The organism is Bradyrhizobium sp. sGM-13 (assembly GCF_018398875.1).
Lineage (GTDB): Bacteria > Pseudomonadota > Alphaproteobacteria > Rhizobiales > Xanthobacteraceae > Bradyrhizobium.
The window spans coordinates 66,520-80,803 of record NZ_JAGWDK010000007.1 but is presented as its reverse complement, the minus strand read 5'-3'; the positions used below and the strand labels follow the sequence as shown (position 1 = coordinate 80,803).

The following is a 14,284-nucleotide window of genomic DNA, read 5'->3' as shown; positions in this document are numbered from 1 at the left end:
GTCAAATATAGCTGCGGAATCGGGCCGCAAGCGGGCAGATTTCACATCCTCATAAACCGGGGTTCCCGGTCCAGCGTCAAGGCTCCTGCCGAATCGTGGTTTTCAGGGTCATTTAAGCGCTGAAAACAGGTCTTAGCGGTCCCGCAGCCGCTCCAGCACGTCGGAAGAGGCAAATCCATCCGCTGGCGCTCCGATCGAAGCCTGGAAGCTGCGGAGCGCCTCCCGCGTCTGACCACCGAACTGGCCATCCGGCGTGCCCTTGTAGAAGCCGCGCTGCGCCAGGAGCTGCTGCAGTTCCAGTCGCTCCGCCCTCGACAGCACCCGTTCCTGCCGCGGCCAGGGTTGCACGAACGGCGGTCCGCCGCGCAGGCGGTCGGCAAAATGGCCGATCGCCAGCGCATAGGCCTCGGCCGGGTTGTACTTCATGATCACCCGAAAATTCTGCAGCATCAGGAAGCCGGGCCCCTGCATGCCGGCCGGCGCCAACAGATAGGCCCTCTCGGTTGTGTCAGGAAACGGCTTGCCGTCGGCCCGCTTCAGTCCCTGGCTCTGCCACTGCGCAATCGTCATCGCCTTGGACTTGTCTGCCAGCATGAAATTAAAGCCCTCCGGCAGCACCACCTCGTAGCCCCAGCTCCGGCCGGTCTGCCAGCCGTCCTTTTTGAGGTTGTTGGCAGTGGAGGCGATCAGATCGGCGACATTGTCGACGACGTCGCGGCGGCCGTCGCCGTCGGCGTCGACGGCATAACGCTTGAAGGCGGTCGGCATGAACTGCGTCGGCCCGAACGCGCCGGCCCAGGAGCCGCGCATCTGTTCGGGTCTGAGATCGCCGCGGTTGAGGATCTCGATCGCGGTGAGGAATTCATCCTTAAAATAGGCCTGGCGGCGGCCGATGCAGGCCAGTGTCGCGGTCGATCGCACGACATTGCGGTCGCCCACTTGCGTCGAATAGTTCGATTCGATGCCCCAGATCGACGCGATGATGTAGCGGTCGACGCCATAGGCTTTCTCCACCGCGTCGAATTGCGGCTTGTACTGGGCGAGGATCTCGCGGCCCTTGGCAAGGCGGTTGTCATTGACGAGGATGTCGAGATAATCCCAGACCGCCTTGGTGAACTCGGGCTGCGAGTCCATCAGGTCCATGATGCGCAAATCAGGCTCGAGGCCGGTGGTGAAGCGCTCGAAATTTTGCTGGGTGACGTTGCGCCGCGCAGCATCCGGCCACATCGAGGCGACGCAATTTTGAAAGTTCGCCGCCGCCTGCCTGATCGCGGACGCCGTCATCAGCGGATGGCCGGAGGCGCCGTCTTCTCCGCTCCAGGGCGGCGGACCGCCGTTGGGGCCGGGCGCGGGTTGCGGTGGCTGGCTGGACTGCTGGCCTTGGAAGATGTTGCCAAGGAAGTTCGAAATCCCGTCGTTGCCGGAGGATTGGGCATGCGATTGGCCAGAGGAACATAACAGCGCGGCCGCGATTAAGACCGCGCCGATTCGATTGCTCATCGTTCGTTCCATCAGACCCATGCCGTGCCGTCCATCGTAACAACCCCGTGCCAGAAGGCCCTGCCACGGTTTCCAATAGCTTAACAGAGGCCATTTTGTTGTCGCAGCCGGCGAGCGCAAGGGGAGGTGCAAGGGAGGAAGGCCACCATACATCCGCCTTTGTTCAGGGGTGCAAACCGGCTATCAACGTGCAATCAAAGCGACTTTCCGCATTTCGAAGTTTCTCAATATCAAGGCGCCCGACATCCCATGAAAATCCGTAAAGCCGTCTTCCCGGTCGCCGGCCTCGGCACCCGCGTCCTGCCCGCCACCAAGGCGATGCCGAAGGAAATGCTGACTATCGTCGACAAGCCGCTGATTCAATACGTGGTCGACGAGGCCAAGGAGGCCGGCATTGAGCATTTCGTCTTCGTCACCGGGCGCAACAAGGGAGTGATCGAAGATCATTTCGACCGGATGTTCGAGCTCGACACCACGCTCGCCGCGCGCGGCAAGAAGGCCGAGCAGGACATCCTAGCGCGCGACCAGCCCGAAGCCGGCGCCATGAGTTTCACCCGCCAGCAGGCGCCGCTCGGCCTCGGTCACGCGGTCTGGTGCGCGCGCGATATTGTTGGCGATGAGCCGTTCGCCGTGGTGCTGCCGGACGAACTGGTGCTCAACAGCCCGGGTTGCTTGAAGCAGATGATCGAGGCCGCAGCGAAACTCGGCGCTAAATCCAATCTGCTCGCGGTGGAGGCGGTGCCCGACGATCTCACCCACCAATACGGCATCTGCGGCGTCGGCAAGCGCCTCGCCAAAAACATGTTCGAGGTCGACGGCATGGTGGAGAAACCGCCGAAGGGCACCGCGCCGTCAAACCTTTCGATCACCGGGCGTTACATCCTGCAGCCGGAAATCTTCAAGATCCTGGAAACCCAGGAGCGCGGCGCAGGCAACGAGATCCAGCTCACCGATGCGATGAAAACTCTCGCCAAGATGCAAAAGTTCTACGGCGTGGAATTCGAGGGCGAGCGGCACGACTGCGGCTCGAAATCCGGCTTCCTTCGCGCCAACATCGCCTACGGCATGGCGCGCGCCGAGCTGCGCGAAGGCCTGCGCGCGGAGATGAAGAAGTATCTGGTCGAATAGGGGCGAGGGACGCATTCCGCATTCCTCCGCTGTCATCATCCGCGAAGGCGGATGATCCAGTACTCCGCGGCATTGGTGATTGATCATAAGCGGCGCAGCGTACTGGATGCCCGCCTTCGCGGGCATGACGAGACTGTGCCCTAAGCCACCAGCGCAAGCTGCGGGATGGCGGCGACCACCGACTGGTTGCGGCCGTTGGCCTTGGCCGCGTAGAGGGCCTTGTCGGCCGCTTCGATCAGATAGGACCAATCGATCGCTGCCGTGGGCGTCATGCTCGCCACGCCGATACTCACCGTCGTCACGCTGGGGTATTCGGCCCATTGTTCGACTTTGACGCGGATGGTTTCGGCGACGGTGAGCGCTTCCACCGCAGAGAGGCCGGGCAGAAGTACCGCGAATTCCTCGCCGCCGTATCTGGCCGGACAGTCGCCGGCCCGCCCCACCGAATCCGAAATGCAGATCGCAATGCCGACCAGCACCTGGTCGCCGGCCTGATGTCCAAACGTGTCATTGAACGATTTGAAATGATCGGCATCGATCATCAGCACCGCGACCGGGGTCTGGTTGCGCGTCGCCCGCCGCCATTCCAGGTCGATCTCGGAATCGAATTTGCGCCGGTTCTTCAGGCCGGTGAGCGCGTCGGTGGTCGCAAGCTCTTCCAGCTTTTCCTCGGCCTCGGCGCGGCGGCCGATCTCGCGCGCGAGAAACAATGTGGTGCCGAGCACGAACAGGATCAGGGCCACCATGACCGCGCCGATCCGGATCACCTCCCGGTGCCAGAGGCTCAGGATGCTCGCCAGCGGTTTTCCGACTACGACAAAGAACAGGCTCGTATTGGCGCTTCGAACGTAAAGCCGCGGTGTCGGGTCCACCGGTCCGACCCCGACGTAGGATCCGCCTTGCTGCAGATTTGCCGGATTCCAGTTTCTTCGCTCTGCCAGATTTTTGCCGACGATGTCGAGATCGAATGGCTTGCGCATGATGATCGTCCGGTCACGGCGCAATACCGTGATCGTGTCGGTGGGATCGAGTGTCAGCCGCCCGAACAAATCGTGGAAATAGCTGAAGCGGATCGAGCCCACGACCACACCGAGAAAACCACCATCGGCATCGGCGATGCGTCGACTGAGCACGATCGAATAGGCGCTGCGATGCAGCATCGGACGGCTCATGTACAAGCCCACGTCGGGCCTGTCGCGATGGACGAAGAAGTATTCCTCATCGCTGCGATCCTCCGGCACGGGGTCGAGGCTTGCCGCATCGATGATCAGTTTACCCTGCGCGTCGAGCACCTGGATCGCGCCGAAATGCCTGGCGGTCGCGGCATGATCGAACAGAATCAGGTGGCGAATCTCCTTGCTGACCTTTTCGATCTCCGGCACCACCAGATTGGTGGCGACGTTACGCAGCGACAGATCGTAGAGTTCGATATTCCGGCTGATATCGGAGTCGATGCTCGAGGCCAGATTTTCCAGCGTTTGACGCGCCAGCTCTTCCTCGCCGCGGCGCATGTCGAACATGACGCTGGTGCAAATCGCGGAGAAACCGATCACGGCCGCGACCGACGACGCGATCAGAAGCTTTACGGACAATCGCCAGGGGCGGCGGCCGGAGTCTTTCCTGAACCAACCCTTTCTGGCTACGTCGCTTTGCCGCTCGAATAGCATTCATCCGCTCCAAGCCTTCCGGTATGCGCCGGATAAATTGTTGCGGTCTTAAGCGGCGACGGCGATATGGTAGACAGTTAACATTCGGTTGCCGGCGCCGACGGTTTTGTGCAATTCGCTCAAGAGGACACGTGTGAACGTTTACGATCCGTTGCGGGACTATCTGAAGGCGCAGACGCGCACCGAGTTCGTGCTGAGCTTCGAAGAGATCGAGGAGATCATCGATGCGGCGCTGCCGCGCGCCGCGCACCGTGCGTCATGGTGGGAGACGTTGCGAAGCCCGCAGGAGAAGATGCCGCAGCGCGAGGCCTGCCTCGAAGCCGGCTACATTGCAACGCGGCAGGCGGATGGAAAGAGCGTGAAGTTCAAGAGAATGCCTCAAGACCGCCGTCGCCCCAGCGAACGCGGATACCCATAACCACCGGGGCCTTGTTGTAGCGAAGGCAATTGGCCCCATCATTTCACGCAAAAGCCGCGGCGTATGGGCACCTGCCTTGCTAACGGTGCGGATTTCGGTCTCCGATCTGTGGAAGAATAGCGGGCATTACGGCCTCAGGCAGCATCAGCAATCACCGGCTTGATCTTTTCCAGTTGCTTGCCGAGCTCGCGCTCAGCCGTCTGCACGTCATAGGCGTTCTGTAGGTTAAGCCAGAGCAGGGCTGACGTATTGAGCGCCTTGGACAGCCTGAGAGCCGTATCCGCCGTGATGTTGGTGTTTTCGCTCGCAATGCGCTCGATCCTGGTGCGGGGGACGCCGCACGCCTTCGCCAGCGCACCTGGCGAGAGCCCGAGCGGCTTCAAGAACTCTTCTCGGAGAACTTCTCCGGGGTGCATCGGTGCCAGTTTTTTTGCCATGTGCGACTTCTCCAAATCTGGGGCCTGCCCTTCGGCAGTCTCAGTGTGGCTAGTGGTAGTCCGTGAATTCGACGTCTTTCGGTCCGTCCTTGGTCCACACGAAGCAGATGCGGAACTGATCGTTCACGCGAATGGAGTGTTGTCCGCCCCTGTCACCCTTCAGGGCTTCCAGCCGATTTCCTGGAGGGGAACGAAGGTCTCAAGGAAATCGCCGCGTTCAGGTACTGAAGCTTGCGGCGGGCCACCTTGAGCAGATCGGCCGGAAAGCCCTTTGTCGTTTCGCCTTCGAAGGCGGCACGGGCCAGATCATTCTTGAAGCTCTTGATCACAAGCCCTTACGTATCACGTATTGATACAGAACGCAAGGACTTTGTATCATGCGACGATACACCCCTCAGAGGGCTCGTGCCGCAGCGGTTAGCTCGCCGCTTCCAGCCGTTCTTCGGTCAATAGCCGCATCGCGGCATCCGCATCCATCGGCTCGCCGAAGGCAAAGCCTTGCGCGTATTCGCAGCCCAATTGATAGAGCTCGACGGCATCTGAATCCGTCTCCGCGCCTTCCGCCACCACATCCATGCCGAGGTCATGCGCCAGCGCAATGATCGATTTGAGGATCACCGGCCGCGTGCCGCGGCTGGTGGTGCGCACGAAGGACTGGTCGATCTTGATAGTGTCGAAGGGGAAGCGCTGCAGGTACGCCAGCGAGGAATGGCCGGTGCCGAAATCGTCCAGCGACAGTCCGGTGCCGAGTTCGCGAATGCGCGCCAGCATCTGTGCCGCATGCTCCGGATTCTCCATCACAAGCGACTCGGTGAGCTCCAGCTTAAGCGTGCCGCGCGCCACCGACGAACGCGACAGCACGGTGCGGATATCGTGGATCAAGTCGTGGCGGAGCAACTGCCGCGAGGAAACGTTGACGGAGGCGAAGATCGGTTCGCGCGAGCGCATCGCGCGCTGCCACACCGAGAGCTGCCGCGCGGTCTGGTCCAGCACGAACATGCCGAGGTCGACGATCAGGCCGATTTCCTCGGCAATCGTGATGAATTCCGACGGCGACATCCGCCCGAGCTTGGGATGATCCCAGCGCGCCAGCGCCTCAAAGCCGGCGATCGAGCGGTCTTCCAGCCGCACGATCGGCTGGTAGAGAATAGTGATTTCCTGCCGCTCGATGGCCCGGCGCAATTCGCTTTCCAGCGTCAGGCGGTCGGTCTTTCGCGCGCGCATCGCCGGCTTGTAGACGTCGATGCGGTCGCCGCCGATCCGCTTGGAGTGATACATCGCAAGCTCGGCGTCCTTGATGATCTCGTCGGACAATTGCGTCTGCGGATCCGACAGCGCGAGCCCGATGGAAGCGGTCAGGAAGATCTCGCGGTCGTTGAAGGCGATCGGCGCGCGGATGGTCTTGCGGATGGTTTCGGCGAAGGCGGTGATACGTGCCGGGTCCTGTTCCGACATCAGGATCAGGCCGAACTGGTCGCCGGCCAGGCGCGCCAGCGTATCCTGCGGTTTCAGGATGCGCGTCAGCCGCCGCGCCAGCGTCAGCAGGATGGAGTCGCCGACCGCAATGCCGACGGAATCGTTGACCTGCTTGAATCGATCGAGGTCGATCACCATCAGCGTCGGCCGCAGGTTCGGCATGCTCTTGGCGAAATTTGCCACCGCGCCGAGGCGATCCATGAACAGTTTGCGGTTGGGCAGGCCGGTGAGGTTGTCATGCACGGAGTCGTGCAGCATGCGCTCTTCGGCGTTCTTGATTTCGGTGACGTCGGTCAGCGTGCCGACCACGCGCGAGACTTCGCCGTCGGAGCCGACCACCGGGCGCGCCTTCAGCGCGAACCACATGAAGTGGCCGTCAGGCGTGCGCAGGCGGAAATCCTGCACGAGCCGGCCGCGGCGCTGGTCGAGCACGCTGTCCAGCGCGGCACGGAAGCGGTCCTGGTCGAGCGGGTGCAGCACCTCCAGCCATTTTGCGGCCGGACCTTCCAGCGTGCCCCGCTTCAACCCCAGCAGGCTTTCGGTCTCCGGGCTGGTGAATACCTTGTCGGCAGAGACGTCCCAGTCCCAGATCAGGTCGCCGGAGCCGGTCAGCGCCAGCGCGCGGCGCTCGATATCGGAGACAATGCCCGTTGTCGCGCCGCCGCCGGCGAACGCGTGCTGCATCACCGTAAATCCGATCAGCATCACGATCAGCACGAGGCCGCCGAGCAGCGCCGGGCCTACGATGTCGTTGGTGACGCTTCCCGCCACCGTCATGCCGGCGGCGATCACCCAGACCACCAGCAGGAACCAGGTCGGGATCAACAACACCGCGCGGTCGAAACCATGCGTCGAGAGATAGACGATCAGCGCAAAGCCGGCGAAGGCGATTAAGACCAGCGAGATGCGCGCAATGCCGGAGGCGACCGCGGGATCGAACAGCGCCAGCGCCACCAGCGATCCGAGGAAGGCCAGCCAGCCGACGGTGATGTGGGAATAGCGCACATGCCAGCGGCTTAAGTTGAGATAGGCGAACAGAAACACCAGCAGCGTCGCTGCGAGGATCGCTTCGCCGGCCGCGCGCCAGACGCGCTCGGCATTGTTCGACATGTCGAGCACCTTGCCCCAAAAGCCGAAATCGACACCGATATAAACCAGCACCGCCCAGGCCAGCGCGGCGGCGGCGGGGAACATGATGCTGCCCTTGACCACGAACAGGATCGTCAGCACCAGCGCCAGCAGGCCGGAAATGCCGATCACGATGCCCTGGTAGAGCGTGAACGAGTTGACTTTGTCCTTGTAGGCGTCGGGTTCCCAGAGATAGAGCTGTGGCAGCTTGTCGGTGCGCAGCTCCGCCACGAAGGTGATGACGGCGCCGGGGTCGAGCGTGATGCGGAAGATGTCGGCGGTCGCGCTCTCCTGCCGTTCGGGGCGGTCGCCGGTCGACGGCGTAATGGTCGCGATGCGCGACAGGCCGAGGTCGGGCCACAACAGACCCGATGACACGATCCGATAGTGTGGCGCGACGATCAGACGGTCGAGCTGGTCGTCGGTGTTGTTGGCAAGCGCGAACACCACCCAGTTCTGTCCGCCTTCGCGGGCGCGCACTTCGATACGGCGGACGATGCCATCGGTTCCCGGCGCTGTCGAAACCTGGATACGATCGGTTTCGCTACGCTGGTGGTCGAGCACTGCAGTGAGATCGATGGCAGGCGCGTCGCTGCGGACGCTGACCGCGTCAATGGCATGCGCCGCAGGCGCGGCCATAACAATCATGAGGCCCAGCGCAACTAGCGCAAGGCACCTGATCAGACGCAATGTCAGTACTCCGCGACCAGCGATTCTCCCGGCCCAGCGAACGGGGTCGGCGTTGCCGCGATAAATGACATGAAAGCGAAGCAAATCAAAGGGTTTCCACCCGCGCTTCGCTCGCGATCGGTTAGACCGCCAACACAATTTTGCCAATATGTGCGGAGGTCTCCATCCGCCGGTGCGCGTCGGCCGCTTTTTCCAGCGGGAATGAGCTGTCCATCAGCGGTTTTACACGTCCCTCGCGCAATAGCGGCATCACCTTGGCCTCGATCGCGGCGACCATCGCGGCCTTATCCGCATTAGTACGGGGGCGCAGCGTGGAGCCGGTATGGGTCAGCCGCTTCACCATCACCTTGGCAATGTTGACGGTAACCTTGGGGCCGTTGAGCGTCGCGATCTGCACGATACGGCCGTCGACCGCAGCAGCGTCATAGTTGCGATCGACATAGTCGCCGGCGACCATGTCCAGGATCAGGTTGGCGCCGACATTGTTGGTCTCGGCCTTGACCACGGCGACGAAGTCTTCGGTCTTGTAATTGATCGCGCGGTCGGCGCCGAGCTTGAGGCAGGCGTCGATCTTGTCCTGAGAGCCGACGGTCACGAGCACCTTGGAGCCGAACGCTTTCGCAAGCTGGATCGCCATGGTGCCGATGCCGGACGAGCCGCCGTGGATCAGAAGCGTTTCGCCGGGCTTGAGCCCGCCGCGCTCGAACACATTGTGCCAGACGGTCATCAGCGTTTCCGGGATCGCGCCGGCTTCCTGGATCGACAGCGACGGCGGCACCGCCATCGCCTGCGCATCTTGCGCAATGCAATACTGGGCGTAGCCACCGCCCGCGACCAGCGACATCACCTTGTCGCCGAGCTTGTGCTTTTTGGCGCCTTCGCCAAGCGCCACCACTTCGCCCGCGATTTCAAGGCCGGGCAGGTCGCTGGCGCCGGGCGGCGGCGGGTAAGCGCCGGAACGTTGCGCAACGTCGGGGCGGTTGACGCCGGCGGCCATCACCTTGACCAGAATTTCGCCTGGGCCGGGCGCTGGAACGCTGCGGGTTTCGGGCAACAGCACTTCGGGGCCGCCTGGCTTGCTGATGCCGATGACGGTCATTTGCGCGGGCAGCTTTGACATGATTTGTCCTTGTGAAAGGCTGAGAATTGAAGGCGGTCCCTGATTAGCCAGCCCGGCTGCGGCTGGCAACCGCGAGAAGGGGCGGCCAGACCTGCTGGGAAAAGCCGAAAGGAGGAAACGCATGGCCATCGAAGACGACGACAAGCCGCGGAAGAAAATCAGCCATGAGATCGGCCAGGACCTGTCGCTGCTCTCGGTCGAGGAACTGACGGAGCGGATTGCGCTCTTGAATTCGGAAATCGCGCGGCTGCAAGAGGCGGTCACCAAAAAGCGCGCGTCAAAGGACGCCGCGAACAGTTTCTTCAAGACGTAGGACTTTAGAACGCGCTCTCTCACCATGTCGTCCCTGCGAACGCAGGGACCCATACGCCGCAGCCTTTCTTGTGGCAGGCCGTTGGCCGACTTTCCCTCAACTATGACTGCCGGTGGTTATGGGTCCCTGCGTTCGCAGGGACGACCCGCGGTTAGAGTCAATCACCAAACTCGGCCAATGGCCGACATGGCAAACAATCCCTAAAGAAAATTGCTCGTTTACGAAGGATTAAGCTTTCTCGATTATGACTGTCATCGTCCTCGTTTGGACACCGAGTGGCTCCTGTCCACTCTGTTTGACGCCTCCCTGTTATCAACTTCAAAAGCCGCCGGAAACGGCGGCTCTTTTTTGTGCTCTCCGCGGCTATTTTGTGCCCCCACGAGCTGGAAACCATAAATCCGGTTGCCGCTGGACTCTCGACTTCGCCCGAGCAATGATTTGTTCATCATAAACCGGTGGTTCACAGCCGGTTGGGGCAAATAGTGGCGTGAGGGCGTTAACCATGGCGGACCGTTCGCAAAGCGAACCCGCGCTCGTTCTGTTCAGCGAGCGGCTGACTAATTCGGCGGCGTTCGGAACTCTCTTCCGGGAAGGCATGGATCTGGTCGAGGAAACCGCCGCCTATCTCGATGGCGATGGCCGCACCGAAGCCAAGGCGCTCGAACGTTCTGTCAGCCTTACTTACGCAACCGAAAGCATGCGCCTGACCACCCGCCTGATGCAGCTTGCGTCATGGCTGTTGCTGCATCGCGCGGTCAAGGAAGGCGAGATGACGCTGACCCAGGCCAATCGGGAAAAGACCAAGGTCAAGCTCACGGCCGCCGATCCCGGGCCGGAGGAGATGATCGAGAAGCTCCCGCAGCAATTGCAGGATCTGATTGCGCGATCGATGAGCCTGCAGACGCGGGTCCGTCGCCTCGACATCTCGATCCACGCGGCGCCCGCGGAACGTGCGCCGATCGGCAATCCGCTGGTGCCGCAGCTCAACAGGTTGAAAGCGGCGTTCGAGCAGTAAGTTCGGAAGAGATCACATCCGTCATTCCGGGATGGTCCGAAGGACCAGACTCCGAATCTCGAGATTCTAGGGTGCGCAATTGCGCACCATAGTTCGATGCTTCGCATCGCCCCGGAATGACAACAGCAAATAAAAAACGCCCCGGCTGACCGGAGCGTTCTTGCATTTCTGGGCAGGAGGAGAGCGCCTCAATCCTTCTTGAGGAAGCCCGAAAACTTCTTCTGGAAGCGCGACACTCGGCCGCCGCGGTCGAGGATCTGCTGCGAGCCGCCGGTCCAGGCCGGGTGCGACTTGGGATCGATATCGAGGTTCAGCTTGTCGCCTTCCTTGCCCCAGGTGGAGCGGGTCTGGTACTCGGTCCCGTCGGTCATTACGACCGTAATCGTATGATAATTCGGATGAATTTCGGCTTTCATGGCATATCCTTCGGCGCGCCTGCGCCCGTCTCAACTGTCAGGGGATACGGGATTTGGCGGCTCTATAGCTCAGGAAGCCTGTCAAAACAAGCTACGTATGTGTTCTGATTGGGAATCTCCCGGATTTGCCAGAGGGGGGCGCGGAGGCCTATCTGGGGGCAGAAAAACGGGTTGGATTTCATGAGCGCAGTGGAACAGATTGAAGCCCCCCGCGGCACGCCGCCGCGTGACGCCCTGCTCGAGGAAGAGGCCTTCATCGAGAGCCAGTTGACGCAATCGCCGGCCAGGACCGGCGCCAGGCTGCGCCCGCTGCTGGCGCTCGCGCCCTATGTCGCGCGCTACCGCGGGCGCGCGGCGCTCGCTTTGATTTCGTTGACGGTCGCGGCGATCACCACGCTGGTGGTGCCGATCGCGGTCCGGCGCATGATCGATTTCGGCTTCAGTCCTGAAGGCATTGTCCTGATCAACAGCTATTTCAGCGTCATGATCGCGATCGTCGCGGTGCTCGCCGCCGCCAGCGCGTCGCGTTACTACCTCGTCATGACGATCGGCGAACGCATCGTTGCCGACGTCAGGCGCGATGTGTTCGCGCACCTGATCTCACTCTCGCCCGCATTTTTCGATTCCGCGCGTTCGGGCGAGTTGGTGTCGCGGCTGACGGCCGACACCACCCAGATCAAATCCGCGGTCGGCGCCTCGGTATCCATCGCGCTGCGCAACATGATGCTGTTCATTGGCGCCGCCACCATGATGGTGATCACGAGCCCCAAGCTTTCAGGCTTCGTGCTGCTGGCGATCCCCGCGATCGTGATCCCGCTGGTCGCCTTCGGGCGGTGGGTGCGGCGGCTGTCGCGCAACGCGCAGGATACGCTGGCGGACGCCAGCGCGTACGCTTCCGAACTGGTCGGTGCGATCAGGACCGTGCAGGCCTATACCAGCGAGCGGATGGCCACCGCCCGCTTCGGCGGCGATGTCGAACAGGCCTATGAGGCGGCGCGCAGCTCGACGCGGGCGCGCGCGGTGCTGACGCTGATCATCATCTTCATCGTGTTCTCCAGCGTGGTGGCGATTCTCTGGGTCGGCTCGCACGACGTGCTGACCGGCCAGATCACGCCGGGCCGACTCGGTCAGTTCGTGCTGTATGCGGCATTCGCCGCCGCCGGTCTCGGACAGCTTAGCGAGGTCTGGGGCGAAGTCTCGGCCGCCTCCGGCGCCGCCGAGCGGCTGTTTGAGATTCTTCGGGTCAAGTCGCAGATCACGGCCCCGCCGCAGCCCGTCGCGCTGCCGCAGCCTGCGCGCGGCGACGTCGGGTTCGAGAACGTCAGCTTTGCCTATCCGGCGCGGCCGGAAGTGCTCGCGGTCGATGATGTTTCGCTCTCGGTCAAAGCAGGCGAGAAGGTCGCGATCGTCGGTCCCTCGGGTGCGGGCAAGAGCACGCTGTTTCATCTCCTGCTGCGATTCTACGATCCGGCCAAGGGCACGATCTCGCTCGACGGCGTGCCGGTCAAATCGGCAGATCCGTTTGACGTACGCTCGCGGATTGCGCTGGTGCCACAGGACTCGGTGGTGTTTGCGGCCACGGCGCGCGAAAATATCCGCTTCGGCCGGCCCGATGCCACTGACGCCGAAGTCGAGCGCGCCGCCGATCTCGCGCACGCCACCGAATTCCTGCGCAAGCTGCCCGGCGGCTTCGAGGCGCAACTCGGCGAGCGCGGCGTGACTCTGTCCGGCGGCCAGCGCCAGCGCATCGCGATCGCGCGTGCGATCCTGCGTGACGCGCCGCTATTGCTGCTCGACGAAGCGACGTCAGCGCTCGATGCCGAAAGCGAGACGCTGGTGCAGACCGCGCTGGAAGAGCTGATGCGCCACCGCACCACGCTCGTGATCGCGCATCGCCTCGCCACCGTGCTCTCCTGCGACCGCATTATGGTGATGGACCAGGGCAGGATCGTCGAACAGGGCACGCATGCGGAGCTGGTCGCGGCGAACGGGCTATACGCGCGATTGGCGCGGCTGCAGTTCGAGGGGATTTGAGATTGGCGGCTATGACCCCCGAGGAATTGGCTAACCTGCGATGCTGGTGGTTTGGCTCTGTCCACGAAATCTCGAATATTGAGTTGCAGCGTGGCACTTGGCTTGCTCCGCCAACCCCCAGCCCGCATTGGTCCTTTGTTGAATTTTGTTGCTCGTTTCCAAAGCCTGAGCAGCTCCAATTCGGGCTTGATCAAGGATATTTGAGTGCGTCGGAGTTTGATCAGTTGGCGGCACTCAGCGTGGCAATTGCGCGGTACAAACCCCAAGGGAGCGCGTACGATCATCTCGCAATATTGTCCGATCCTGCCTGGCATGCAGTCGTCGCACTAGCTGAAAAAACCCGTCAAGCACTCTTGCATCTGACGAATGATCCGATTGAACGAGGCTACTTGATGGATAACCCTATTTCGTCATTGCGAGCGAAGCGAAGCAATCCATAGGCGTTCACCCGGAAGGCTGGATTGCTTCGCTCCTCGCAATGACGGCGTACCCTAAGGCTTCCACGCCATCTTCAGCACCGGCCGTCCGGACGTCGGGTTCACATCCTCGCCGGCATGCGCAAAGCCGTTGCGCTCGTAGAAGCGGATCGCGCGCGCGTTGTCCTTGTTGACGAGCAGCGTGACGCCCTCAGGCGACAGGCGCTTTGCCTTGTCGACCAAAGTGCCGGCGAGTTTCGAGCCCCAATGGTCGGGACTGACAACGAGCTGGTCGAGATAACCCGATCCGTCGATGGTCACGAACCCGATCAGCGCCTCTGCCTGCTCGGCCACGATGATCTCAGCGTTCGGCACCAGTTCGTTGCGCCAGCGCTCGCGCCACCACGCGACGCGCGCGGTGAAATCGATCGAGGGATAGGCCTGCTGCCACGTCAGCCGCCACAACTCGATCGCAGCGTCTTCATCCTCGGCGCGATAGGGGCGGAGCGTGAATGAACTCAACCCC

The 14,284-nt window shown here is 62.2% G+C and carries 13 protein-coding genes and 1 pseudogene; 6 read left to right on the top strand and 8 right to left on the bottom strand.

Annotation, left to right across the window (positions count from 1 at the left end; genetic code table 11):
* Positions 1-132 precede the first annotated feature (132 nt).
* The gene (locus KJQ96_RS12610; protein ID WP_249734012.1) at positions 133-1,500 is read right to left on the bottom strand and encodes a lytic murein transglycosylase; all 1,368 of its coding nucleotides are present in this window, start codon (positions 1,498-1,500) and stop codon (positions 133-135) included.
* Positions 1,501-1,749: 249 nt separating this feature from the next.
* On the opposite strand from KJQ96_RS12610, the gene galU reads away from it, so the two are divergent.
* A complete protein-coding gene (gene galU, locus KJQ96_RS12605; RefSeq protein WP_213286920.1) occupies positions 1,750-2,628 on the top strand; it encodes a UTP--glucose-1-phosphate uridylyltransferase GalU in 879 nt (292 codons plus the stop codon).
* Positions 2,629-2,768: 140 nt separating this feature from the next.
* On the opposite strand, the gene KJQ96_RS12600 is transcribed toward galU, so the two are convergent.
* Positions 2,769-4,295 carry a diguanylate cyclase gene (locus KJQ96_RS12600; RefSeq protein ID WP_213286919.1) on the bottom strand — a complete coding sequence of 509 codons (1,527 nt, stop codon included), beginning with the start codon at positions 4,293-4,295 and terminating at the stop codon, positions 2,769-2,771.
* A gap of 133 nt (positions 4,296-4,428) precedes the next feature.
* Here KJQ96_RS12600 and KJQ96_RS12595 point away from each other — a divergent pair, with 133 nt between their 5' ends.
* On the top strand, positions 4,429-4,713 hold the full coding sequence (locus KJQ96_RS12595; protein WP_213286918.1) for a hypothetical protein: 285 nt from the start codon (positions 4,429-4,431) through the stop codon (positions 4,711-4,713).
* A 134-nt stretch (positions 4,714-4,847) separates the two neighbouring features.
* On the opposite strand, the gene KJQ96_RS12590 is transcribed toward KJQ96_RS12595, so the two are convergent.
* The 4 genes and pseudogenes from KJQ96_RS12590 to KJQ96_RS12575 form a co-directional block, all read right to left on the bottom strand.
* The gene (locus KJQ96_RS12590) at positions 4,848-5,150 is read right to left on the bottom strand and encodes a HigA family addiction module antitoxin (protein ID WP_213286917.1); all 303 of its coding nucleotides are present in this window, start codon (positions 5,148-5,150) and stop codon (positions 4,848-4,850) included.
* Between the two features lie 49 nt (positions 5,151-5,199).
* Positions 5,200-5,479 (bottom strand): annotated as a pseudogene (locus KJQ96_RS12585) (type II toxin-antitoxin system RelE/ParE family toxin).
* Positions 5,480-5,567: 88 nt separating this feature from the next.
* Positions 5,568-8,444 carry an EAL domain-containing protein gene (locus tag KJQ96_RS12580; RefSeq protein WP_213286916.1) on the bottom strand — a complete coding sequence of 959 codons (2,877 nt, stop codon included), beginning with the start codon at positions 8,442-8,444 and terminating at the stop codon, positions 5,568-5,570.
* 121 nt (positions 8,445-8,565) lie between these two features.
* A complete protein-coding gene (locus KJQ96_RS12575) occupies positions 8,566-9,564 on the bottom strand; it encodes an NAD(P)H-quinone oxidoreductase (protein WP_213286915.1) in 999 nt (332 codons plus the stop codon).
* A gap of 121 nt (positions 9,565-9,685) precedes the next feature.
* Between KJQ96_RS12575 and KJQ96_RS12570 the strand changes: the two genes are divergently transcribed.
* Both KJQ96_RS12570 and KJQ96_RS12565 read left to right on the top strand, forming a co-directional pair.
* The gene (locus KJQ96_RS12570) at positions 9,686-9,877 is read left to right on the top strand and encodes a DUF1192 domain-containing protein (protein ID WP_028349263.1); all 192 of its coding nucleotides are present in this window, start codon (positions 9,686-9,688) and stop codon (positions 9,875-9,877) included.
* Positions 9,878-10,379: 502 nt separating this feature from the next.
* Positions 10,380-10,892, top strand: coding sequence for a DUF1465 family protein (locus KJQ96_RS12565; protein WP_213286914.1), 513 nt, complete (start codon positions 10,380-10,382; stop codon positions 10,890-10,892).
* Positions 10,893-11,080: 188 nt separating this feature from the next.
* Here the strand turns inward: KJQ96_RS12565 and rpmE are convergent, their stop codons facing one another.
* Positions 11,081-11,308, bottom strand: a complete 228-nt coding sequence (rpmE, locus tag KJQ96_RS12560) for a 50S ribosomal protein L31 (protein ID WP_057833964.1) — start codon at positions 11,306-11,308, stop codon at positions 11,081-11,083.
* Between the two features lie 180 nt (positions 11,309-11,488).
* Between rpmE and KJQ96_RS12555 the strand changes: the two genes are divergently transcribed.
* Together KJQ96_RS12555 and KJQ96_RS12550 are read left to right on the top strand one after the other, a co-directional pair.
* Entirely contained in the window at positions 11,489-13,342 is a 1,854-nt protein-coding gene (locus KJQ96_RS12555; RefSeq protein ID WP_213286913.1) for an ABC transporter ATP-binding protein/permease, read from the top strand.
* 11 nt (positions 13,343-13,353) lie between these two features.
* Positions 13,354-13,782 carry a hypothetical protein gene (locus KJQ96_RS12550; RefSeq protein ID WP_213286912.1) on the top strand — a complete coding sequence of 143 codons (429 nt, stop codon included), beginning with the start codon at positions 13,354-13,356 and terminating at the stop codon, positions 13,780-13,782.
* 51 nt (positions 13,783-13,833) lie between these two features.
* Here the strand turns inward: KJQ96_RS12550 and KJQ96_RS12545 are convergent, their stop codons facing one another.
* On the bottom strand, positions 13,834-14,280 hold the full coding sequence (locus KJQ96_RS12545; protein WP_375293165.1) for a GNAT family N-acetyltransferase: 447 nt from the start codon (positions 14,278-14,280) through the stop codon (positions 13,834-13,836).
* Between the last annotated feature and the right edge of the window lie 4 nt (positions 14,281-14,284).

Coding starts and splice junctions, on each gene's coding strand:
- KJQ96_RS12610 (WP_249734012.1), bottom strand. CDS start 1,500: ATGAGCAATCGAATCGGCGCGGTCTTAATCGCGGCCGCGCTGTTATGT.
- KJQ96_RS12555 (WP_213286913.1), top strand. CDS start 11,489: ATGAGCGCAGTGGAACAGATTGAAGCCCCCCGCGGCACGCCGCCGCGT.
- rpmE (WP_057833964.1), bottom strand. CDS start 11,308: ATGAAAGCCGAAATTCATCCGAATTATCATACGATTACGGTCGTAATG.
- KJQ96_RS12550 (WP_213286912.1), top strand. CDS start 13,354: ATGACCCCCGAGGAATTGGCTAACCTGCGATGCTGGTGGTTTGGCTCT.
- KJQ96_RS12590 (WP_213286917.1), bottom strand. CDS start 5,150: ATGGCAAAAAAACTGGCACCGATGCACCCCGGAGAAGTTCTCCGAGAA.
- KJQ96_RS12575 (WP_213286915.1), bottom strand. CDS start 9,564: ATGTCAAAGCTGCCCGCGCAAATGACCGTCATCGGCATCAGCAAGCCA.
- KJQ96_RS12570 (WP_028349263.1), top strand. CDS start 9,686: ATGGCCATCGAAGACGACGACAAGCCGCGGAAGAAAATCAGCCATGAG.
- KJQ96_RS12565 (WP_213286914.1), top strand. CDS start 10,380: ATGGCGGACCGTTCGCAAAGCGAACCCGCGCTCGTTCTGTTCAGCGAG.
- galU (WP_213286920.1), top strand. CDS start 1,750: ATGAAAATCCGTAAAGCCGTCTTCCCGGTCGCCGGCCTCGGCACCCGC.
- KJQ96_RS12600 (WP_213286919.1), bottom strand. CDS start 4,295: ATGCTATTCGAGCGGCAAAGCGACGTAGCCAGAAAGGGTTGGTTCAGG.